Genomic DNA, 21,520 nt, shown 5'->3' on the forward strand with positions numbered 1-21,520 from the left:
ACTGCCAGCTGCTGAACGGCAGGAATTAAATTTGCGAAAAACTATTGACACTATCACGAAATATCGGGGTGTGAAGATAAAGAGAGACAAATACGAATGCTGCGAAAATGTCGGTACAGGCTATTGGATGAAATACATGGAAAGCAGCAATCCCTCGATGAAATCGATTATATGATTAGCAAAATGAAAGAACATCTAAGAAAACATGGAGGTAACCTATGAAACGAATTTTCGCTTTTTTATTGGCTGCGTTGATGAGGCTTTCCTTCACCGCCTGCAGTGGTGTGGCGTAGCCTTCCCAGGAAAGCAGTGAACCGACCATAAATGCTCCTTCACAGGAGGAAGATACTTTGGATGCAGAACAAATTTCTGAATCGGAAAATATGGAATCCAATCTAAGCACAAGCAATCTTCTGATTGTTTATTTTTCACGTTGGGGCAACACGAATTATCCAGATGATGTGGATGCCACAACTTCAGCAAGCATTTTGATTGATGAGGACACTCGTTACGGGACAACGGAGTATATTGCCAATGTGATAGCGGAGGTGGTAGGAGGTGACTTGCATCGAATTGAAACGGTTACCTCATACACAGCGGATTTCGATGAATTGCGGGATGTAAATCATGATGAGATGAATAGGGATTATCTGCCAGAACTGAAAGAAAGCAATCTGGATATTTCCGGATATGACACGGTGTTTGTAGGGTATCCTAATATGGAGCAAGGTTTAGAGAGTGTATTGTGTGCATAGCGTTTAAAAATAGTGGAAAATAAGAACTGTATACACAAACAGAAAGAAAATTGTGTATGGTGTTGATAAGAAAGAGGATTGGAAGAAGCGCCTTGAGATGAGGCGAAATTCTAATTCTTTTTTTATTTCAATAAAGGGGGAGGTATTGATGGATTATATAGCAATGGTAGAAAAAGCAAGAGAGGAACTGCTGCAGGAAGTGAACCAAAGATGTGATGCTCTGATCCGGAGATATCAGGAGGAGGAGCAGGGAATCGTTCCAAAGACTGAAGTCAGGGAACGTACATTGGCATGGATCTCTCCAGCTGCATTGAAAGGAAAGCGCCCTGTCGCCCTGACATTTGCGTCCGGTGAGGTTGTGCTGACACCTACATGGAAGAAGGTAGTCCAGACTATCCTGAAACATTGCAACGGGCAGCCGGACATGCACGAAAGGCTTATGCAGCTGAGGGGCAAGGTGTTCGGAAGACAGCGGACCATACTTGGAAAAGTTCCGGAGGAGATGGATGTACCACTCCAGATCGATAAGGACTTATACTTTGAAGCGAAATTCGATACAGAAGCATTGCTGACAATGATGGAAAGAAAAGTATTGGAACCGGTCGGCTACGATTTTTCCGGGATCCTGATCCAGTACACGGAAAGGAAACAGGTGATGTCAGAAATGCAGGATACAGCGCAGCATGAAAACAGGGAAGGGATACAGATGCTGTGAGAAGATGCAGATGGAAACAGGGAGGGAATGGAAGAGCGTGGGAACCAGTGAAGAAAAAATCCGGAGAAAAAACAGGATTGTAGTAGAAAAAGATGGGGTACAGATTTCTCTGCCCATAAGCGATGCAGAGATGATGCGGTTAAAAAAGCCTGAATACTGTGACCTGTTTCTGCCCATGCATACTGCCAGGTGTCTGGTCGCTGAAGCTGGAACAGCAGATCTGAGGGAGAAACTTCCAGAAGGTGTATGGGTTCAGGAAATGAATCTGTTAGCTTATGCACTGCAACAGTTTGAGCCGCAGCAAATGGAGGGTTTTCAAAAGAAGATTTCCGCAGCGCCAAAGATGCATCCGGGTGAAATGCTGAACCTTGCACTTGCCATCTGCCCGGAAGCAGCAGGGTTTGAAAAGGACAGCGGTCCCCTTCCCCAGTATACAGGAGAGAATCTGTTTGACCTTATGGAATATAAGCGCTTTCAGGACTGGAAGAGGGAATATGCTTCTTTTCAGATTGCAAAATTTTATTTTCCCGTAACCGTAATGCAGGCTTCCGCTCCCTGTTTCGATCCGGTAGAGCTGACTGCAGCAGAAGCGGCAGTTTTTCAGCGGCAGATATCTGAGATGATTGCAAGAAATCTGCGGCCAGACAGCTGCTGGTCGGACTGGGAAGGTTATGACAGTCTCTATGAACTGCCCCCTTATAAGGAGCATGGTCTTTTATATGAACGTCCGGATGTGGAGGTCTGGAACGGGGAACTTTGGGGTGTTATTGTTGCCGGAGCCGGACGGCTGCTTACGGGAAAAGATATTGAAGTGTTAAAAGAACATTTTGATGGAGGCATATGGGATGGATGGGGAGAAGATTCCATGGAGGTTTTGCTTCCCAAAGGGTGCCTGCAGCTCTTTCTGTCTGATTGTACGGAGGTTCGACAGCAGGCAAAGGGGGAACTGGTATTAACAGGGCAGGAAATGTTTTTATGCCAGTCGCCTTATTTCAGATCCCGTATACAAACGATAACCGGATGGAGGCCGGATTTTCGCAGAGACAGGGAATACGGGAAGGAGCATCCGGTCTGGCTGGAACTTTCCTGTAACCGGAGAAGCGTGAGGATTCCGCTTCCGGCAGAGAGTGAACGGGTGACAGAGGAGCTGGACAGGATACAGGTAAATCCGGAACAGAGGCTGTATATCCGAATAAAGGCACCAGATCTTTTCCCGATCCATGATCTCAGGCTTTCTGCCATTGAGAGAGATGGAAAACAGAAGGAAAAAAGCATGGATCTACACCCATATTGATGCACCGGAGGACAGCCATGGTGCCTTAAAGAAGCAGTATGAACAGCTGAATACTTATGGGGAACAGCTCCAGACAGAGATCGCAGGCAGCTCCAGCGATATGGGAGGAACGGCAGGGCTGAAAAGGCCGGGACTGGATCTGTTCCTGGAGGCAAAGGACAGCAGGGGGATTGAAGTGTTCCTGGTCCTGGATTCGTCCAGGATCTCTCGCGATGAGGAGCTGTGCAGGGAATTTCTGTTTCAAATGGCGAAAAACGGGATCGAAGTATGTTCCCCTCTGGAGGGGATACTTTCCACCGGGCTGCAGCGGGCAGCCGGATCATGAGGTATATAGATGGATTATAACGTAAAAACGAGGATACTGCTGGACACGAATTTCAATGCCGGTGAATTCAATGACCTGATGTATGAAAGCACAAAGCCGCATATCATTGAGGATATCAAGTCAGTGATAGAAGAGGATCCAACTCTTCCCCAGTACATTGACGGGGATCTGACTTTTCGTTTCCTGTCCAATTACAAAGTGCTGCTGAAATATCAGTTCAGTTGCAATGATGAAAATGAGGCAGAAGCGGAAAGTTTTGCAAAATCCTGTGTGGAGTATATCCGGACGGAACTGGAAGAGAAGGGATACCGTATTGAGAGGATCAGCTGTACAGCAGAAGAGATGGATATGGAATGGCTGGACAGGCTGGAGGATATGGCCTTTCCAAAACGAAAACAGCAAAGTCTTTGATCAAGGCTCTGTTAAACGAAAAGGAAAATAGAACCGCCAGGTATTGTCTGGGGAAAGGTTTTGTATGGATAAGGAAAGAATTTATTATGGGGAACTGGTGCCGCTCGCTGACGGTGAACCTGCCAGGATCCCGGCAATGGTGTTGATATCGGATGATACGAAGAAGAACTGTGGTCTGCCTGAAAAAGCGAAAGAGATACTGGCCTTTTGTAAAGACAGACGGCCTTTGTATCCGGGAAATCAGGCCGTCAGCCGGTTGATCCGGGAGGAGGATGTAGTGGTCCTGGTGGCGCAGATATGCCCGACTAACAGCAGATACCTGAAGGAACTGACCGGATATCTGAATGCAGCGGCCATGCAGTATGTGGATCATGCAGTGGCATCCAGCTTTGGCCTGGGAGAGATCCTATCACAGAACGAAATCCATGAAGAAAAGCAGAAAAAAGAAAGAGGGGACTAATGACTCAGCAGGAATTTGCATACTGGCAGGCAGTGACTGGAAGCAGTCGGTACCACTGGAGAGAGGATCCGGTGACCCGTCTGAATGGCCGTGGCGCATTGTATTATACAGGCGGGGAATCCGGCGTTTATATCAGGCTCACAGAGGCAGGGCATCTGACCGTGGGGACTTACGAGGGTGCCTTTCCCCACATCGCGGAAGCCTGTTTTGAGAAAAAAGCGGAGCATGCGTTTCAGGATTTTAATGAGGGGTTCCAGTATGCCTGTCAGTTATGGGGCATCAAATTTTTAGCAGACCTGTTTTCCAGTGATCTGATCCCCCCGACAGGGCCAAGCCTGTGCTGAAACGACCCCTTGTTGGTTATGCTTGGGTTTGGGCAACCATATTTGTTGGGTTTGCGTATGGCTGTCATCCCGGCAACACGGTATACTGTGTATGACGTTAAGGAAGGAGGGAGGAGCGATGAGGAGATACGCCGTAGAGACCTTAGTCGATGAGGCTGTGAAATACTATTTTATCCGGGACTGCGAGACACTGGAGATCGTCCGGCTCCCGTCCAAATACCTGAAACACAAGATAAAGTCAAACCGGTCACCCAATACGGTGAAGCGGTCCGCATTCTCCATCTGCTACTATCTGGAATATTTGGAAGAACTTTCCCTGGATATCCCGCAGGTCTGCGGACTGGACTTTGAGAAACAGAATGACCACTTTGTAGGGTTCCTTCACTGGCTGAAGGCCGGGAACCACACACAGGAAAATAAAATAAGGACGATCAACAATGGAACCTGTAACGCATACCTGGAGGATGTGTTCAGGTTCTATCTTTTTGCCGAGGCCCAGGACAGCCGGATCGGGAGCCTGAAGGTGCTGTCCTACAGCTACCATGTGGCAGTCAATGCCGTAGGCGTACAGAAAAAGCTGCGCTATCAGTCCTTTAAAGGATATCTGAAAGCGGAGGAAAGGGATGTCAGGCCGGCAGAGCAGGAGGAGATCCTCACGCTCCTTCATGCATGTACCAACTGCCGTGACCAGCTTCTCCTGCTGTTATTAGCGGAAACAGGCTTCCGGATCGGGGAGCTTCTGGGAGTACGGTATACCCATGACATTGATTATACGCATCACATGGTCGGCGTTTATTTCCGGGAGGACAATGACAACGATGTCCGTGCCAAGAATGCGGAATACCGGAAGGCCAAGATCAGCCAGGACACTTATGAATTCCTGATGTACTACCTGGCAGAGTACCGGGAACTGCTGCAGCACCAGTCATACCTGTTTATCAACATCACAGGGGAAACGGCAGGGCATCCCCTGAAGGTAGACAGTGTCTACGACATGCTGAAACGGATGGAGAAAAAGACCGGTATCGACCTGACACCACATATGCTCCGCCGATATTTCGCCAACATACGGCGGAAGGCCGGATGGCGGCTGGAGATGATCCAGCAGGCCCTTGGGCATAAACACATCAACACGACGATCAAGTATCTGAACATTGTGGATGATGAACTGATCGAGGCCAGCCAGGAATTCTACGCGAAACATTCCGCCCTGTATGGGGTGAAGGAACTGTTATAGGAGGTGATGGAGATGCCCGCTTCTGCAATACGGCAAATGGAACTGCCTGTCATTGTGCAGGAAGACCGGATACGGGAGATACCGGCCAGACTCTGTGAGGAATTGGATGCCTGCACAGAGATCGAGGGTATGGGGAGGAATAAGCTGAAAGCCTTCCTTCTGAAAGCGGGGATCTCAAGTATTGCAGAAATGGACTATCCACTGCGGCAGACCTTCCGGGAATATCTGGAATATGACCAGCATATCCAAAGGCCGGAACGGTACCTGAAAGCATATGACAGGGTAAAGCAGCACTCCATCCGGGAGCAGATGCAGACCCTTGCAGGCAGACAGCAGTGCAGATGGCAGTTAGAGGATAAGATCCTGTTTATCCCTTACCATCCGGATCCGGCCATTGTGAAGGAGTTTGACTCCGTCTGGAACCGGCCAAACATGGTATGGGACTTTACCAGGGACTGCAGCCGGACTTTAAAACAACAGATATTCAGGACTCTGAATGCCGTCATAGAGCAGTTTAAGGAACCACGGAAGAGGGAACAGAGGCTTTCCGGACTCCGGCTTCTCTACGATTTCTGCACGGAAAGGGGGATTGTGGATATCGAAAAGCTGGAGATGGCGCAGATCAGGGACTTTGAGACCTGGCTGGAACGGGAAGGAAGGACCAACAGTGAAAGCAGGAAGCAGCAGATGCTGCCGATCCTTAACTTCTGCCGAAAGACTGTATTTCTACAGAACGAAGAGATCCACTGGGATGCGAATATCTGGTATCTGGAACGGCTGCATCTGCCAAAGAACCGGGTGAACCCAAGCGGCTCCTTTGCAAGCATCTCCTTTCTGGAGATCGTGAGGCCGGATAACCGGAGGTATGCACAGGAATACATGAAATACCAGCTTGGGATCACCGGTCAGGCAGTCAGTACCCTGGTGGTAAAATACGAAGGGATCCGGAATTTCCTGGTCTGGCTCGGCAAAGAAGACATAAGCGTATGCGAATGCACCGAAAACAGGATCGATACCTATCTGGATCAGCTGCACAAGCGGGGCATCATCGCAAAGACGTTCAATGAATATCTGGCAGGGCTACACCATTTCTTCCGGTTTCTGGTGGTGAAGGGCTACCTGGAGCAGGTACCATTCCACCCGGAGTACCATCAGAAAAAGGTCATACCCAAACACCATGACCGGAGTGTTTCCCCGGAAGTGTGCATGGAGATGCTGTCAAAGCTCCATCTTCTGCCGGAAGACCAGCGGTGCATGTACCTGCATCTGTGGTGCCTGGGGCTCCGGATAAGCGAGGTATGCACCCTGAAAGGAAATGCCTATTACCGGCAGGGGCAGGACGCATGGATCCAGGTCTATCAGATCAAAATGAAGAAGTATAAACGGATCCCCATCGCAGACGGATTATATCAGATCATGCAGGTATATATCAGGAGAAGGCAGATCGGCCCGGACGATTATCTGTTTACCAACAAAAACGGAGGCCCCTACCGGAGCGCTACTCTGCAGTACCAGATGAAAAAGTTCTGCCGGGAGAACGGGATCGAGGAAGGCGAGTATTTATTTAAATCCCATGACTACCGCCATACAGTGGCCACTTTTTTCTACGATAACGGTGCTTCCTTACAGAGTGTCCGGGATTACCTGGGACACAACTATGAGGAGATGACGGAGCAATACCTGGACTATGGGCCAAGACGGATCGCGAAGGCCAATGATGAACTCTTTGAAGAGCCGGGCAACCGGCTTGCGGCCCATCTGGAAAAGAAAGGAGGTCGAAATGGAAGATAGGGTTTACTATCGGGAACTGGAATGCTATGAAAAAGCAGAAGAAGCATTGCGGGGGAAGATTAGAAGAAATGGTTATTTTGATCTGTCACTCCTCCCCACAGAGACCATGAAAGAAGAATTCCGGCGGTATATCTGGTACAGAGGGCAGCAGATCACCCTGAGTACGATCCGGAGCGATAACATTCATTTCCGGCAGTTTTGTCAGGCACTCCAGACGCGCAGGTCACTTCCGGAAAGCCTGCTGGGCTGGGAAGAAGAAAAGTGGATCCAGCTGCTGAAAGCATGGATGATGTAGAACGGTATACCACTGACCAGAGAAAAAAAGAATGTTTATGGAAAAGTCAATATAGTGGAAGCAAGACTGCCCGGTTATCTTCGGGGGGCGTACCGGTTCCTGAAGCCGGAGGATGAGAGGGCGGAAAGGGAGAAGGACATATGGGAGCTGAAAAAGCTGGATATCTCAATCGAAGAAAACCCCATCTACAAAACGGATACCTTAAATTTTACAGGGATCCTGCAGGAGAAGATCAGGGAAGAAGTCAAGCTGGCGATCTACCAGCATCTCAAGTGTGAGAAGCTTGGAACGGTAAAAAGAGAACTTACGTCCCTGCGGCAGTTTTCCAGATATCTGAAAGAAAAACAGATCGGCATACAGTCCTGTGGGGAGTTCAACAGACCCATACTGGAAGAGTATCTCATCCATAAGGCGACCAATGGAAGTTCTGGAAGGGGGAACAGCGATGATATCATAAAGCTGCGGTCCGTACTGGAGACTGTCGGAAAACTCTGCGGATATCCTCAACTGGAAAAGCTGTTTCTGAATACGGACATCCCTCCAGAACTGGAACCGGAGTTCAGGGCGTATTCAGACAGCGAGCTGAAGAGACTGAACGCGCATATCACAAAACTGGATGAGCAGATCACCAGGTGTATGGTCATCCATCAGATGCTGGGGACCAGGATATCAGACACTCTCACCCTGCAGAGGGACTGCCTGTTCCGGCTGAATGGTGTGGATATGATAAGGATCCGGCAGGTTAAGACAAAGACCTTCGAGAAGCCGGTCAGTGCAGAGCTGGCGGCGCTGATCCGGAAGGCGATCCAGTATACAGAGGAACGGTATGGTGAAACGGTCTACATTTTGGTAGATGAGAAGGACACCAGACGGCCTCTGCAATATACAACGGTCAAACATAAGGTCCTCGGCCTGATACAGAGAGAGGACCTGCGGGATGATGAGGGGAAACACTTCCAGTTCGGGACACACATGTTCCGGCGGTCCTATGGTGTGAAACTGACAGAGCTGCACCTGGATGACTGGACCATCGCCAAACTGCTGGGGCATAAGGGAGTCAATGCAGTGATGCATTACCGGAAGATGAGCAACCAGATCCTGGCGGATGAAACACGAAGGGCCAGGGAAGCACAGACCAGGATCCTGCTTGCAAACCTGGAAGGGTGGGGTGAAGACTATGAGCAAATACGATAAGATGATCGAACTGAACCGGGAAAAGAGCGATGAAAAGATCGCTGCGGCAAAGCTGGCGATCCGGAGGATGCTGGAGGACGGAGACAGGATATCAGTCCCTCAGCTGATGAAGATGACCGGACTTTCCAGAGGGTTCTTTTATAAGAATCCCATTGTGAGGGCAGAGATCAGCCAGGCACTGGAACAGCAGGCCGGAACCATCGACCCACGCCGGAATATCCTTGATCAGGCCATGGGAGGAAGGATCGCGCTGCTGGAGCAGCAGATAAGGGAACTGAAGCAGGAGAATGAAAAACTGCAGAAGGAGAACCAGAAGCTGCGGAAGGGGATGGGGAAGCAGGACAGGAAGGCTTGGAAAGATCTATAATTTAAAAGTGTACATAGGGCCGGCTGGCGAGATCCTGCTGGCTCTTTAAAAGATATATTGACATTTTTCGCTAACAATGCTATTTATTTCAAGATTAAATACCATTTTTTATAGGAAATGGTATAATTGGTACAGTAGCGAAGGGTTATGTATAAGACAAATATCTTGCAGGCGACGTTCTGGTGAAATTATAAGATATAGGAAGATACATTGATTATTTTCTGGGAATTGATATGGGGGTAAAAACAATGCGTCCAGAATATGATGGAGTCAAGTTTTATAGTGTGCAAGACTGGAGTATAGGAGAAAATTTGGAAAAATCAGCCAAAATTCTTGAATCATTTAATGAAAACGAAGATTATGCAGATATCAACAAGGTGATCGAACTCTATAATGTTCAGCAGCTAATTAATAGCGGTGCATATCTTCGGGAATGGGATGAAGATATAATTGATCATTATAAGAAATTAAGTGTTCCGCTTACAAAAGTTTTAGGAAAATTTTTTGGAAAAATTAATGATGAAAATTTTCAATTAATTACTCGTTCGGTTTCTATCGGATATGTTGAAGATTACTGGAGGCTGTTTGTTAAATTTAAGGTTTATAAAAAAGTATCTGGAGAAATGTTTGCAGCGTATATAAATGATCCGAAAACTACGCTTTGGATATTATTACAGCAAGAAGAATTGGTAAAATATTATGGCCAGGAACTGGCAAATGTTTTGCGTATTTCTGAGCAAACACCTCGTTTGGTTATAAGCAAATTTTTGGAAAGACATGATCAAGAAAGTCCTTATCATTTCCCGAAGGAATTAAATCCAACAGAATATGAAGGAATTTTACAGAATTACATTAACTCAGATACAGCAAACTTAAATCACCTACAGTTATTAGCACGTACCCAAAGCTCAGGGGAATGTCCAATAAGTGATAAACTTAGGTTATGTGCTAAAAGGGCATGTGATTCGTATTGGGAGAAACATCCTTTTACAGGTGTACATGTAGGATATGGAATTGGTGTGGAATTCGCAGATGTATCTGAAATAAAGAGTGTAAAAAGGTTGGAAAATAATGATTTTAAAATTACTTATGATGTGAAGTGGTTCTTGGAGAATTTGGATTATCCTACGATTTTAAATAATTTTCGGTATATTTTCGAACAATTTGATGATTGCTGGAGGAGTAGTTTGGTTTCAGTAAAATCTCAATTAGGAATATTTGAGAGAACTCTTTTTGTAAGAGGGGTTAAAGATTACATCAAAGGAAATAACTTTGATGTTGTGGATAATCTGTCAACAATGCAAGTAAGAGGATACTATGATATATTGAAGCATAATGGGGTGAGGTTAGAAAACGTTTTGAAATGGTTCTTTGAAGAGTATCTATCACAAGAATTTGGTGCAAATGGTTTTCGGTTCAATCCTCCATCGGAAGGCACAACACTGGTAGAAAAATGTCGAACTATAGCTTCGGAAATGGATGGTGTGCTTAAGCAGTTTCGCATGTATGTGCAAGATGGAGAAATAGATCGAGAGTTATTTGAAATGTCTTCTGAGCATACTATATTTTCCAATTTATCTGGTTTTGTAAAAGATAAATATGCATATGATTGTTTCCTATTAGGAACGCTGTAAATACAAGGCTTTTCGGAGCCTACGAACCACAAAAAATAATATTTGATCTATCACATTACACAAAAAGCCGTCCGGCGTTAAAATCGGGCGGCTTTTTTGCGTGGATAGACCGGAAGGAGGCGGAAAAATAATTACAGAATTTTAACCCGCAAAATTGTGCAACTTTCACGAAAAGGAGGATAGTGAATGGCAGATGAAAAATTAAACACAGGCCCCGGTGAGGAGAAGCTCCCGGAGGCTCCCGCTCCTGTTACGGTTGACGGGCCTCAGGCTCCGGCTCCCGAACAGGCCGCCGCTCCCACACCCCAGCAGGAGGGGCCTGCCCAGCCCGAGCCCGGTGATGTGGTGGTGTCCTTTGACAAAATCAATGAGCTGATGAATGAAAAGCGGCAGACAGCCCGGGCCGAGGTAGAAAAAGAGGAGGCGGCAAAAGAGCCGGAGGAGAAAACGCAGGAGGAACCTCCCGCCGTTGGGGATGGCGAACCGAAAAAGGCCCGCCGGGGCCGTCCTCCAAAAGAGGAAAAAGCAGAGCCTGCTGGCAAGGAGGCGGCGAAGCCCCGCAAGGGCCGCCCACCCAAGGCGGATAAGGCGGCCCCCGGCGAGGCCACGCCGACTAAGCGAGACAAATTGTCCCGAAGTGGGAAAAAGGCTGCGGAGGTTAAAGCTGCCCCGGAACCCGAAAAGGCTCCACCCGAAAATGCGGCCCCGGAACAGGCTCCGCCTAAGCCAGCCGCTCCGCCCCGTCCTGTGGAGGAAGGAAAGCTGGTCTATCTGAAGCTTTCCGAAATGCATCCGTTCCACACATTCCGCCCCCACCCGTTTAAGGTGAGGGACGACGCCAAAATGCAGGAAACGGTAGCGTCCATCAAGGCAAACGGCGTAATGGTTCCTGGTCTTGCCCGCCCGGAAAAGGATGGCAACGGTTATGAGATCGTGGCGGGCCATCGCCGCCATCATGGTTGTGAGCTGGCCGGTCTGGAGGAAATGCCCTTTATCGTCCGGGAAATGACTGACCACGAGGCGGTACAGGCCATGAAGGACAGCAACAAGCAGAGGGATCAGACGCTCCCCAGCGAACTGGCCGCCCTGTTGGAGCTGGAAGTGGAGGACATCAAGCACCAGGGCGGGCGGCTGAAAAATGTGGCCGAGGGCGATATTGGAAAACGCTCCGTTGAGATCGTGGGTGAGGCGCACGACATGAACTATAAAAAGGTCATGCGTTATCTGCGGCTGAACTCCCTTGTGCCGGAACTGCTGGACAAGGTGGACGATAAAAAAATGGGCTTTATGCCCGCTGTGGAGATTTCCTATATCCGCCCCAAAAACCAGCGGCTGATTGCTGTTTCCATTGATGGAGAACAGGCATCCCCCTCTCTGGCCCAGGCGAAAAAGCTCCGGGAACTGGACAAGGACGGGAAACTCAATGGTGATGTCATTGATGGCATCTTATCAGAAAAGAAAAAGGAGGATCGAGGCGTGATTATTTCTACCGCTGAACTGGAAAAGTATTTTGGCAAGGAGGCCACTCCCGCCAAAATGAAGGAGCAGATCATGACTTTGCTGGACGAGTGGAAAGAGAAACAGCCGCCCGAGCTGGCGAAGGCTCCAAAAAAGATGGAGCAGGACAAGTAACCACTTCGAGACATTTTGTCCCGAGGGCCCTGCCCTCCGCATCATGGCTCTGGTGGTATATATCCCCCGTCGCCGCCTGTTTTTTCGTACAGCCGGGAGCGGGCTGTCAAGGGTGCATCGCACCGCCGTTTTACGGCGGCCTGCCCTTGACGGTCTGCCCCGGCTGTGCTATTTCCCCGGCAAGCGGCGGGGGTATATCCTCCAGAGCCGCCCCCTTTCCCATGATTGGGAAAGGGCGGGGGGATTGGGTTGAACTTTCTTATTAAAATATCGGAGGTATTGACTATGAAGCGTCCCCTTGCATACATTACCGCCGCATGGCTTTGCGGCGACAGTGAAAACGCAGAACAGGCCGCCCGCTACTGCCGGGCGGTTTATGAGGCAGGCTTTTCCCCGATCTGCCCGCCCCTTTATCTGCCCCTGTTTCTCAATGACGCAGTACCCGAGGAGCATAAAAGCGGCATCGACATGGGCCGTGACCTGCTCCGCCGCTCCCATGTGCTGGTGGTCTGCGGCCACACCATGACCGAGGCCATGAAAAATGATATTGCCGTGGCCCAGAGGCTGGGAATTACCGCCACCACCCTTGAGGGCATCCTGACCGTCAAGGGACAGGGCAAACGCTGATGGAGTCTGTTTTTGAGGCTTTCATTTCAAATCCTGCCCTTTACAGTGCGGGGCATCTGGTGGGGGAAACGCTGCATTTCCCCACCAACACAGAGGAGGTGCAGTCCCTCTTAAAGCGGATCGGCGTGGACGGGGTACGCTGCCAGGAATACTTTATTATCTCCTTTGACAGCGATATTCTCGGCCTTTATGACTATCTGGGCGAGTATGAAAACATTGACGAGCTCAACCACTTGGCCCATCTGCTGAAGGAGCTCTCCCCATCAGAACGGGAAACGCTGGAGGCGGTTATGGACAGCGGCCAGCATTGTGGCTCTGTGCAGGACTTGATCAACCTTACGCAAAATCTGGACTGCTACGACCTGCATCCCGGCGTGGACAATGAGGAAATGCTGGGCCGCCTTTATGTGGAGGATATGGAAAGTCTCGAAGTGCCGGACAATATAAAACCCTACTTTGACTTTGAAGCATACGGGCGGGACATTTCCATCAACGAAAACGGACATTTTGCACCGGGCGGCTATGTGACGAAAGTAAGTGACGATTTCCGGGAGGTCTACCACGGCCCCCAGGACATCCCCGCTGAACACAGGGTTTTTGCTTACCCCCAGCTTTCGATCCGGGAGCAGATGGCCGCTTATCAAGAAATTATTGACGGTTCCTCAAAGGAGGGGTTCCGGCGGCTGGCTGAAAAACACCATGAGGAACGGTAACGGGACTTCGAGACAATTTGTCCCAAGGCGAAAGGAGGCGGTGTAACTGATTGATGAAGAAATTTCCCGGAGCTCCATAGCGATTTCTGTCCGGGCCAGCAAGCTGACAGCCCGGGGGCTGGCCTATGTGCTCCGGGCGGCGGGCCGCCAGATCGCCAAACGGCATAAGACAGCCCAAAGGCCCCACGGCAGGCAGAGCGTGAAAAAGCTCATGGCCCACGGCGAAAATGTGAACAGCATCGAGGTGGAGGCCCCGAAGCTCTTTGACCGTATGGCCCGCCGTTTTAATGTGGACTATGCCTTTTACAAAACCGGGCCGGACAAATACCTGCTGTTTTTCAAGGCAGGACAGGCGGATGCAATTACCGCCTGTTTTGAGCGGTACTCCCGCAGGCTTATGGAACAGTCAAAATCCAGCCGCATCCCCATCCGGGAACAACTCAAAAAAGCGGCGGAACAGCTTGTAAAGGAACCGCCCAAAACACAGGAACGGACAAAGGAGGTGGTTCGTGAAGAACGATAGCATCAAAAAATACCTTATTCCCAACATCCCGTATCTGTTTGTCCTGTGGGCCTTTCTCAAGCTGGGGACGGCCTACCGTCTGGCGGCGGGTGCGGATTTTGCTCATAAGCTCATGGGGCTGGGCCAGACCATTGGCCCGGCCTTTGCCGACTTTGCCCCGGGGCTTGCTCCTTTTGACTGGCTTGTTGGCATTGTGGGGGCTGTGGCGTTCCGGGTAATGGTCTATGTAAAAAGCAAAAACGCCAAAAAATTCCGGCGGGATGAGGAGTATGGATCAGCCCGTTGGGGCTGTCCGAAAGATATAGCCCCTTTCGTAGATCCAAAGTTTGAAAACAACATCATTCTGACCGGGACGGAGTTCCTTACCATGAATACCCGTCCGAAAAATCCGGCCAACGCCCGCAACCTCAATGCCTGTGTGATCGGTTCGTCCGGCTCCGGCAAAACCCGGTTCTGGCTTACTCCGCAGATTTTGCAGGCCAGCGCAGACAAAAACGGCGGATGCAGCTATGTGTGTGTCGATCCCAAAGGAGGCGTTCTCGGGCAGGTGGGCCACTTCCTGCAAAAGCGTGGGTATCGGATCAAGGTGTTCAATTCCAGTGATTTCACAAAATCCATGCACTATAACCCGCTGGCGTACATCCGCAACGAGGCCGACATCCTTAAATTTGTGGACGCTCTCATTTCCAACACCAAAGGCGAAGGCAAGGAAGGCGATCCATTCTGGACAAAATCGGAAACCCTGCTTTACTGTGCCCTCATCGCCTATATCATTTTTGAGGGCCCCGCCGAGGATCGGAACATGAACACATTAGTTGACATGATTTCCGGGATGGAGGTCAAGGAAGATGACGAGGATTTTATGAACGCCGTGGACTATATGTTTGCGGGCCTGGAAAAACGAAAGCCGGATTGCTTTGCGGTCAAGCAGTATAAAAAGTACAAACTGGCCAGCGGCAAAACAGCGAAGTCGATCCTTATTTCCTGCGGCGCAAGGCTGGCTCCCTTTGACATCCCCCAGCTTAGGGAGGTCATGGCCTATGACGAGCTGGAGCTTGACCGCATCGGGGATCGAAAAACGGCGGTGTTCTTTATCATCTCGGACACTACACAAACCTATAATTTCCTTGTGGCTCTGGCCTTTTCGCAGATGTTCAATCTGCTGTGCGAGAGGGCCGACAATGTTCACGGAGGCCGCCTGCCCCACCATGTACGGGTGCTGTGGGACGAGGCCGCCAACACAGGGCAGGTTCCCCAGCTTGAAAAGATCGTGGCTGTCATCCGTTCCCGTGAGATCAGCTTGACGCTGTTCTATCAGCAGTTGGCCCAGTGTAAGGCGATTTACGATAAACACGCCGAAACCATTTTGGGAAATATGGACAGCGTGATATTCCTCGGAGGCCGGGAGGCCAGCACCATCAAGGAAATATCTGAGAACTGGCTGGGTAAGGCTACAATCTCTATGCAGACGGACAGCCGCTCCCGTGGCCAGTCGGAAAGCTACAGTCAAAATAACCAGCGGCTGGGCCGGGAGCTGATGACACCCAGCGAGCTGGCAACCATGCCCGGGGATAAGTGCATTTTACAGCTTCGGGGCCTGCCCCCGTTCTATTCCTCGAAATACAATTTGAAAAAGCACCCGAACTACCGATATACGGCTGAAGCCGACAAAAAGAAAAACGCCTTTGACCTTGACCGGCTTATCAACCGCCGCAGGCGGCCCGGGCCGGACGAGCTGTGTGAGGTGTATGCCGTGGCTGTGCCGGACGATGGGCTCACAAGTGAGGACGAGGACATCCTCAATTATGATGACATCGACGATCCGGACGCCTTTGCATAAATAGGGCTTTGGGACAAAGTGTCCCGAAGTATGTAACCTGCCGCCAGAAATGGCGGCTTTTTTCATGGCCGGGAATACCCCGGAGAAAAGGAGGCTCTATGCAGTTTTTCACTTCCGCTATTGATACTTTGCAGACTCTCGTTGTAGCCCTCGGCGCTGGACTTGGCGTGTGGGGCGTTGTCAATCTGCTGGAGGGCTATGGATCGGATAACCCAGGTTCCAAAAGCCAGGGCATGAAGCAGCTTATGGCTAAGTAGATGTAATCAAGAGAAGAAAGGAAAAGCACAATCCAGACGGAACCGGCGGTTGTGTCAAGAAATGTTTGTGGGATAGCAAGAATTTTGATATAATGGGAACAGGAACCCCGGAACCGGGAGAAAGGCAGGAGGATAAATGCACATAAGCTATAAACCCCTCTGGCATACGCTGGTTGAGCGCAACATGAGGAAAGAGGACTTGCGGCTTGCCGCCGGTCTTACTACAAATATGATTGCTAACATGGGTAAGGGCAAAAATATCAGCATGGAAACGCTGGTTCGTATCTGCGAAGCCCTGAATTGTGGTATTTTAGATGTAATTGAACTAGAGCAAGATGAAATGGATACAAAGGCGACAGAGTGACAAAACCGAATTGAAGGAGGAAATAGTATATGAAGTGTCCTGTTTGTAATAATGAAATGGAAAAAGGAAAATCATTTTTTACATCAATGCAAGGATTAGGACAAATGATTTTATCTTTTACATCTGATGAAGAAGCAAAGAAAGGATTATTTAAAAGACAATCGCACGATAAAATGATTATGTCAGGAACAGAAGCTGAATCGTATTATTGTTCAAAATGTAAATCTATCATTACGATTACAAAAGAAGATTGATTAAATAATTCAAATCCCCATTGAGCAGATAATATTGTACACAGAAGTAATTCAGCCAGCCGGGAACGGCTGGCTGTTCTGCTACTCCTTATGCTCCAACACTGCTTTTATCATGGCAAGTGCAAGCGCCTGTTTGCTGGGAGAAGTATCCTTCCAGAGTGCTTCTATCTCCCGGATGGTACTGATTTCATTTTCTTCCAATTCGTCTTGCAGAAGATAATCCGGCGAGATTTTCAGAGCCTTGCAAATGTCTATGAATACCGGCAGGCTGGGCATTTTTACGCCGCCCTCAATCTGCCGGAGGTAAGTAGCGTTGATATTGCACATTTCCGAGAGCCGGTCAGCAGTTAAGCCCCGGTCTTTCCTTACTGCGTTGATACGCTTCCCTAATCCGTTCTTTTCCATAGTCCACACCCATCTATTAGCTATCAGTTATCATTTTGTACACTTTAAGACTATAATATGATTGCCGTTTTCAATAGCTTCTGATAGACTATAAGATATTAGCTTATAGCTTGTTGGAGGGTATGGATATGAAAAATGTATGGAGAAAGCTGCGGGATAATTGGCTGGACTTCTGGGAAGATGATGAACTGGACATGGACAAAAAGCATTTGAGCCAGCATGACAAGCGTTCCCTGCTTTATGGCGGTTTTATGATAGGGGCTGTCACATTTGTTTTTCTCTCAATCGGTATCATGGTTGGTAATATATGGACGAACCACCGAAATCAAAAAGATATGGAAGAACTTTTAGGGACAATCGCCACCTACATGGCAACGGCCACCGATGATGAATACGAAGAAATCGCCCAGACTATCCGGCATGATTTAGTGTACAGCCAGTACGGGCAAGACATAGAAAACCTTATCCGTTTTATTCCGAATACGGCTGACGGCTGCTGTCTGGAACGTGGCTTCCCGGAGCGTATCAATATGGTTTTCCTGAATACCGGCGAAGCCTACGGGCTGGAGATATTTGATGAAACCGAACCGATTGAGAGCCAACGGGAAAGGGGCGGCACAATGATTACCTCTGGATACGATGAAATCAGCGAAGCCCATTTGATGATGATGTCAAATCCCAACATGGACAGCGCCACCGCTTCCATTGACCGGGGACGGGGCATTGTGAGCGCCCACAAAATGAAAACGCATTTTTGTGATGATTGTATCCGGGAAATCCTGACTACCGTTGAAGATGAATTTATAGACGAAGCCGTAATTTATGACGCCGAGGAAAAGACCTTCTACCCTGTCACAGAAGGGGACTTGCAAATCGGGGACTATTCTTTCCACACCTACTATGAGGATGGCGGCTATGAGATAGAAATTGCATATACCGGCGAATAAAAACGCTTCCGTTGCAGGAACACTCATTCCCACAACGGCAGTTTTCATTTTCTCTTGCGCCGGAAGTTGAAGGGGCTGTTTTTGATGTTCGGGGATTTTGACAGTATCTTTTTCAATATCTTCTGTTCATCCGGCGGCAGCTTGTAAAAGTCAATGCCGAGCATATTGAAAATGACCGCCCACACCTTTCCGAGATAATCCCCGGAAGATTGAATAGCCTTTCGGATTTCCAGAGCCATCTTCTTTGCAAGGGAATAATCCGGCGTGCTGTCAATGTCATGCTCATGGGCTTTCCGTATGTCGTGGAGAATGGCGTCCCATGTTTTGTGCGTCACATGGCAGAAGAAATCTTCTTCCTTTACCTCTGCGGCAAGGATGGTCTTTGAATAGAAATCCTTATCTGCCTGCTTGTATTTCTGAACGATAATCTGCCGCTGTTCTTCCAAAGACTCATAAAGGGTACGGAAGGTAGAGGTTGCATGGCCGTCTATGTAAATCTCCGTGTCGGTCATAAGCTGTTCAAATTTATCGTTGGTAGCAATCTCACACAGGAGCCGGTTGTTGATACGCCCGCTTTTCAGCAGCGCCACCATTTCATCCGTCAAGTGCAATTCCATTAAAGGCGTGTTTGCCTGTTCCCGGTTCTCTGTCCGGCACAGCAGATAATCAACGGACACCTGATAGAAGTCTGCCAGCGTGACAAGGTTGCCGTGGTTGATTTCCTTATAGTCGTTGGCTTCATAGCTGGCGAGGGCTGACTTTGAAATGCCGGTCAGCTTTGACAATTCTTCCAGATTTAAGCCTTTATCCTTGCGTAACTCCCAAAGGCGCTCCTGTATGGTAGTCGCTCTCAGCATAGGGCGTTCACTCCTTCCCGGCGGCTGTTTTCCTGCCGCTAACCGGATTATACCATACTTTCCGCAATCGTGGAAATTTCCGTTTTTCGCCCCGAAATCCTACTTTGTGGACATACGGCACAGGGAACAAAAATGGGCTATCATACAGGTAGTTCATCGATGGATTATTCCAATCGAATGACCGGCCTGTATGGGATATGCTCCCCGGCGATGTAGCGCAATGACTTGCGGCAGGGAAATGGAGGAACCATGACCGCAACGAGCGTACCAAAGGGAGCGAAACGCCGTTGTGAGAGCCAGGGGCAGGAACGACATCAGGGAGAACCGGCGAAAATGAACACCGAATTGATACCGAAACACAACAATCCGATAGGGTATAGTCTACCCTATCCGTAATACTACGGGGGATTTCCGGGCGGCTCTATGACCGCTTTTTCCTTAAAAATCGCCCCGAAACACGACACTAAAATCTGCTATCCGTCTATTGCGGCTGTTACGGCTGAAATGGGCGGATTTTTGTTTAAGGAGGCACCATGCCGAGAATGCCGAAAAAGAGGAAGCTGGAACTGTCTTTCTTCCTCAATGAACGGGGGCGGGTAACGTACAACGGCCTTTGCCGGAAATGCCAACGCACTTGCAAGCAGAGTTTCCGGGCGGTCATTGTGGACTGCCCCCATTATCTTTCCAAACGCTCAAAACGAAAAGTAAAGGAGGACACAGAGTGAATGGAAGTTGAATTTATGACCGCAGACACCGCCCTGCCGCCCTGTATGCCGCTGCCGAGAGTCTTGCTGCGGCTCCCGATCAGCAGCACCGCCAAGGTCATGTACGCCCGGATGTTGGATTTAGTTTTCCTGTCCGGCATAGAGGACGCCAACGGGATTTTATTTATCCATTTCCCCATCGTGGAACTGGCGGCAGCACTTGCCCGCAGCACCATGACCGTGAAGCGTTCCCTGAATGAATTGGAGGACGCCGGACTGATACTGCGAGTGCGTCAGGGCTTCGGGGAACCCAACAAAATATATGTACTCATTCCCAAGAAGGAGAACAGCCGCCTATGAATGAAAAGCTGGAAAAACTCAATCAGGAGATAGAGAAAACGGAAAAGAAGCTGCGGAGGGCGCAGCATGAAGAAAAGATATTGGAACACCAGATAAAGACGCTGACACGGAAGGAACGGACACACCGGCTTTGCACCAGAGCCGCCATGCTGGAAAGCTACCTTCCCCACCCGGAAGCCATTACGGATGAACAGGTCAGTTTGTTTTTGAAGCTGCTGTTCCACAAAGACAGCACCCGTCAGCTTATGGAAAAAGTATTCGCCGGAAACGGTAATTTTCAGGGAGAGGACGCAGGCCGGAAACGGCCATGATTGCTTTCAGAGCCGCAGCCCGTGAACTGCCCCTCTGAAAGAGGGCGCAACTATACACCACCTGAAGGTAGTGTGTTGCGCCCTGCCGGGGGCTTCCTGCGGAAAGCGGATGATTGCCCGCAGCGTTCCGGCTCCTGCCAATCATCACAGGGGAAGCTACACTTCCCCTGCGCTGGCTGCCGCCAGCTACCCCTTTGTGGACTTGCCGCCCGGAAACCCCTTGCGCTGCAAGCTGTTCCCGTTCAGCAAGTTTTACAATAGGTCGCTATACTTTTCTGAAACAATGAAGTATAATGAAGTCAACGACAAATTGGAATTTGACGAGATGTAGGGCTCAATGGGGGAAGAGAGTTATATATGAGTGAAGATGAAATTAAACTGTATTTATTAGATATTTTAGAAGATTTGAATGAGAAAAAAATATCAAGGAAGACAGCAATCAATAGATTAAATCAAAATAAAAATTTAGAAAAAGTGATAGTAAATAGGAATGTATGTTTTTGTATTAGTGATTGCTATTTTATGATTAAGCATCTATTAGAAGAAAACATTACAGATATTGAAATAGAATATTTCATTGATTGTTTTAGAAATAAAAGAGAGTACAATCTGAAAGAAAAAAATCAATTAATATTAAAAGAATTGTCAGTATAAGGGTTCTTGTAAAGCGACAAATCCTAATTTATCGGGCCACCCTGACCCGAACTTTCAAAACTGAATACCAGCCGCCACCGGCGGCACCACCGAGCAGGAAATCTTGAAACAGGTTCCCTGCTCTTTTTTTGCCCGGACGCCGGGAGAAAGGAGGACACTACTTGCCATGCCCGCATTTTGACGTGAAAATCATCCAGGATAGTGTCAATAGTTTTTCGCAAATTTAATTCCTGCCGTTCAGCAGCTGGCA

Annotated in this window: 30 protein-coding genes; 27 read left to right on the plus strand and 3 right to left on the minus strand. The window is 48.8% G+C overall.

Annotation, left to right across the window (positions count from 1 at the left end; all coding sequences use genetic code 11):
• Positions 1 to 175: 175 nt before the first annotated feature.
• Positions 176 to 322 (minus strand): hypothetical protein, encoded by a 147-nt coding sequence (locus tag LIZ87_RS19560; protein ID WP_227148895.1) that lies wholly within the window; start codon positions 320 to 322, stop codon positions 176 to 178.
• Positions 323 to 350: 28 nt separating this feature from the next.
• Between LIZ87_RS19560 and LIZ87_RS19565 the strand changes: the two genes are divergently transcribed.
• The 21 genes from LIZ87_RS19565 (at position 351) to LIZ87_RS19660 (ending at position 17,032) form a co-directional block, all read left to right on the plus strand.
• Positions 351 to 755, plus strand: coding sequence for a flavodoxin (locus LIZ87_RS19565; protein ID WP_227148896.1), 405 nt, complete (start codon positions 351 to 353; stop codon positions 753 to 755).
• Positions 756 to 903: 148 nt separating this feature from the next.
• Positions 904 to 1,470, plus strand: coding sequence for a hypothetical protein (locus LIZ87_RS19570; protein WP_227148897.1), 567 nt, complete (start codon positions 904 to 906; stop codon positions 1,468 to 1,470).
• Positions 1,439 to 2,764, plus strand: coding sequence for a hypothetical protein (locus tag LIZ87_RS19575; RefSeq protein ID WP_227148898.1), 1,326 nt, complete (start codon positions 1,439 to 1,441; stop codon positions 2,762 to 2,764). Before LIZ87_RS19570 ends, LIZ87_RS19575 begins: the two co-directional genes overlap by 32 nt.
• On the plus strand, positions 2,721 to 3,089 hold the full coding sequence (locus LIZ87_RS19580; protein ID WP_227148899.1) for a recombinase family protein: 369 nt from the start codon (positions 2,721 to 2,723) through the stop codon (positions 3,087 to 3,089). The genes LIZ87_RS19575 and LIZ87_RS19580 overlap by 44 nt, the downstream gene beginning before the upstream one ends.
• 9 nt (positions 3,090 to 3,098) lie before the next feature.
• Positions 3,099 to 3,500, plus strand: a complete 402-nt coding sequence (locus LIZ87_RS19585) for a hypothetical protein (RefSeq protein ID WP_227148900.1) — start codon at positions 3,099 to 3,101, stop codon at positions 3,498 to 3,500.
• Between the two features lie 64 nt (positions 3,501 to 3,564).
• Entirely contained in the window at positions 3,565 to 3,960 is a 396-nt protein-coding gene (locus tag LIZ87_RS19590) for a hypothetical protein (protein WP_227148901.1), read from the plus strand.
• Positions 3,960 to 4,304 (plus strand): hypothetical protein, encoded by a 345-nt coding sequence (locus tag LIZ87_RS19595; RefSeq protein ID WP_227148902.1) that lies wholly within the window; start codon positions 3,960 to 3,962, stop codon positions 4,302 to 4,304. The genes LIZ87_RS19590 and LIZ87_RS19595 overlap by 1 nt, the downstream gene beginning before the upstream one ends.
• A gap of 118 nt (positions 4,305 to 4,422) precedes the next feature.
• Positions 4,423 to 5,541 (plus strand): tyrosine-type recombinase/integrase, encoded by a 1,119-nt coding sequence (locus LIZ87_RS19600; protein ID WP_227148903.1) that lies wholly within the window; start codon positions 4,423 to 4,425, stop codon positions 5,539 to 5,541.
• 12 nt (positions 5,542 to 5,553) lie between these two features.
• Positions 5,554 to 7,332 (plus strand): tyrosine-type recombinase/integrase, encoded by a 1,779-nt coding sequence (locus LIZ87_RS19605; RefSeq protein ID WP_227148904.1) that lies wholly within the window; start codon positions 5,554 to 5,556, stop codon positions 7,330 to 7,332.
• Complete coding sequence (locus LIZ87_RS22630) at positions 7,322 to 7,627, plus strand: hypothetical protein (protein WP_319638601.1); 306 nt, start codon at positions 7,322 to 7,324, stop codon at positions 7,625 to 7,627. Before LIZ87_RS19605 ends, LIZ87_RS22630 begins: the two co-directional genes overlap by 11 nt.
• A 54-nt stretch (positions 7,628 to 7,681) precedes the next feature.
• Entirely contained in the window at positions 7,682 to 8,821 is a 1,140-nt protein-coding gene (locus LIZ87_RS19610) for a tyrosine-type recombinase/integrase (protein ID WP_319638602.1), read from the plus strand.
• Complete coding sequence (locus tag LIZ87_RS19615; protein ID WP_227148905.1) at positions 8,805 to 9,188, plus strand: DUF6262 family protein; 384 nt, start codon at positions 8,805 to 8,807, stop codon at positions 9,186 to 9,188. Before LIZ87_RS19610 ends, LIZ87_RS19615 begins: the two co-directional genes overlap by 17 nt.
• A 233-nt stretch (positions 9,189 to 9,421) precedes the next feature.
• Positions 9,422 to 10,822 carry a hypothetical protein gene (locus LIZ87_RS19620; RefSeq protein ID WP_227148906.1) on the plus strand — a complete coding sequence of 467 codons (1,401 nt, stop codon included), beginning with the start codon at positions 9,422 to 9,424 and terminating at the stop codon, positions 10,820 to 10,822.
• A gap of 186 nt (positions 10,823 to 11,008) precedes the next feature.
• Positions 11,009 to 12,454 (plus strand): ParB/RepB/Spo0J family partition protein, encoded by a 1,446-nt coding sequence (locus LIZ87_RS19625; protein ID WP_227148907.1) that lies wholly within the window; start codon positions 11,009 to 11,011, stop codon positions 12,452 to 12,454.
• A 285-nt stretch (positions 12,455 to 12,739) separates the two neighbouring features.
• Positions 12,740 to 13,081: a DUF7768 domain-containing protein gene (locus LIZ87_RS19630; protein ID WP_227148908.1), complete on the plus strand. Its 342-nt coding sequence runs from the start codon at positions 12,740 to 12,742 to the stop codon at positions 13,079 to 13,081.
• Complete coding sequence (locus tag LIZ87_RS19635; RefSeq protein WP_148355466.1) at positions 13,081 to 13,794, plus strand: antirestriction protein ArdA; 714 nt, start codon at positions 13,081 to 13,083, stop codon at positions 13,792 to 13,794. The genes LIZ87_RS19630 and LIZ87_RS19635 overlap by 1 nt, the downstream gene beginning before the upstream one ends.
• 127 nt (positions 13,795 to 13,921) lie before the next feature.
• Positions 13,922 to 14,317, plus strand: coding sequence for a PcfB family protein (locus LIZ87_RS19640; protein ID WP_227148909.1), 396 nt, complete (start codon positions 13,922 to 13,924; stop codon positions 14,315 to 14,317).
• On the plus strand, positions 14,304 to 16,157 hold the full coding sequence (locus LIZ87_RS19645; protein ID WP_227148910.1) for a VirD4-like conjugal transfer protein, CD1115 family: 1,854 nt from the start codon (positions 14,304 to 14,306) through the stop codon (positions 16,155 to 16,157). The genes LIZ87_RS19640 and LIZ87_RS19645 overlap by 14 nt, the downstream gene beginning before the upstream one ends.
• Positions 16,158 to 16,255: 98 nt before the next feature.
• Positions 16,256 to 16,414, plus strand: coding sequence for a Maff2 family mobile element protein (locus LIZ87_RS19650; protein ID WP_227148911.1), 159 nt, complete (start codon positions 16,256 to 16,258; stop codon positions 16,412 to 16,414).
• A 136-nt stretch (positions 16,415 to 16,550) separates the two neighbouring features.
• Positions 16,551 to 16,778 carry a helix-turn-helix domain-containing protein gene (locus LIZ87_RS19655; RefSeq protein ID WP_118635528.1) on the plus strand — a complete coding sequence of 76 codons (228 nt, stop codon included), beginning with the start codon at positions 16,551 to 16,553 and terminating at the stop codon, positions 16,776 to 16,778.
• Positions 16,779 to 16,807: 29 nt separating this feature from the next.
• Positions 16,808 to 17,032 carry a PF20097 family protein gene (locus tag LIZ87_RS19660; protein WP_118635529.1) on the plus strand — a complete coding sequence of 75 codons (225 nt, stop codon included), beginning with the start codon at positions 16,808 to 16,810 and terminating at the stop codon, positions 17,030 to 17,032.
• An 81-nt stretch (positions 17,033 to 17,113) separates the two neighbouring features.
• Here LIZ87_RS19660 and LIZ87_RS19665 read toward each other — a convergent pair whose 3' ends face one another.
• Positions 17,114 to 17,437, minus strand: a complete 324-nt coding sequence (locus LIZ87_RS19665; RefSeq protein WP_103242496.1) for a helix-turn-helix domain-containing protein — start codon at positions 17,435 to 17,437, stop codon at positions 17,114 to 17,116.
• 122 nt (positions 17,438 to 17,559) lie between these two features.
• Between LIZ87_RS19665 and LIZ87_RS19670 the strand changes: the two genes are divergently transcribed.
• Positions 17,560 to 18,384 carry a hypothetical protein gene (locus LIZ87_RS19670; protein ID WP_227148912.1) on the plus strand — a complete coding sequence of 275 codons (825 nt, stop codon included), beginning with the start codon at positions 17,560 to 17,562 and terminating at the stop codon, positions 18,382 to 18,384.
• Between the two features lie 44 nt (positions 18,385 to 18,428).
• Here LIZ87_RS19670 and LIZ87_RS19675 read toward each other — a convergent pair whose 3' ends face one another.
• Positions 18,429 to 19,241: a helix-turn-helix domain-containing protein gene (locus LIZ87_RS19675; protein ID WP_227148913.1), complete on the minus strand. Its 813-nt coding sequence runs from the start codon at positions 19,239 to 19,241 to the stop codon at positions 18,429 to 18,431.
• A 533-nt stretch (positions 19,242 to 19,774) separates the two neighbouring features.
• On the opposite strand from LIZ87_RS19675, the gene LIZ87_RS19680 reads away from it, so the two are divergent.
• From LIZ87_RS19680 to LIZ87_RS19700, 5 genes are all read left to right on the plus strand, one after another.
• The gene (locus LIZ87_RS19680) at positions 19,775 to 19,966 is read left to right on the plus strand and encodes a hypothetical protein (protein ID WP_227148914.1); all 192 of its coding nucleotides are present in this window, start codon (positions 19,775 to 19,777) and stop codon (positions 19,964 to 19,966) included.
• Entirely contained in the window at positions 19,967 to 20,305 is a 339-nt protein-coding gene (locus tag LIZ87_RS19685; protein ID WP_227148915.1) for a DeoR family transcriptional regulator, read from the plus strand.
• Positions 20,302 to 20,616, plus strand: a complete 315-nt coding sequence (locus LIZ87_RS19690) for a DUF3847 domain-containing protein (protein ID WP_118419917.1) — start codon at positions 20,302 to 20,304, stop codon at positions 20,614 to 20,616. Before LIZ87_RS19685 ends, LIZ87_RS19690 begins: the two co-directional genes overlap by 4 nt.
• A 109-nt stretch (positions 20,617 to 20,725) precedes the next feature.
• Positions 20,726 to 20,947, plus strand: coding sequence for a hypothetical protein (locus LIZ87_RS19695; RefSeq protein ID WP_227148916.1), 222 nt, complete (start codon positions 20,726 to 20,728; stop codon positions 20,945 to 20,947).
• A 26-nt stretch (positions 20,948 to 20,973) separates the two neighbouring features.
• Positions 20,974 to 21,270 carry a hypothetical protein gene (locus tag LIZ87_RS19700; protein ID WP_227148917.1) on the plus strand — a complete coding sequence of 99 codons (297 nt, stop codon included), beginning with the start codon at positions 20,974 to 20,976 and terminating at the stop codon, positions 21,268 to 21,270.
• Positions 21,271 to 21,520 lie beyond the last annotated feature (250 nt).

This window comes from Lacrimispora sp. 210928-DFI.3.58 (genome assembly GCF_020554865.1).
Classification (GTDB): Bacteria; Bacillota; Clostridia; order Lachnospirales; family Lachnospiraceae; genus Enterocloster.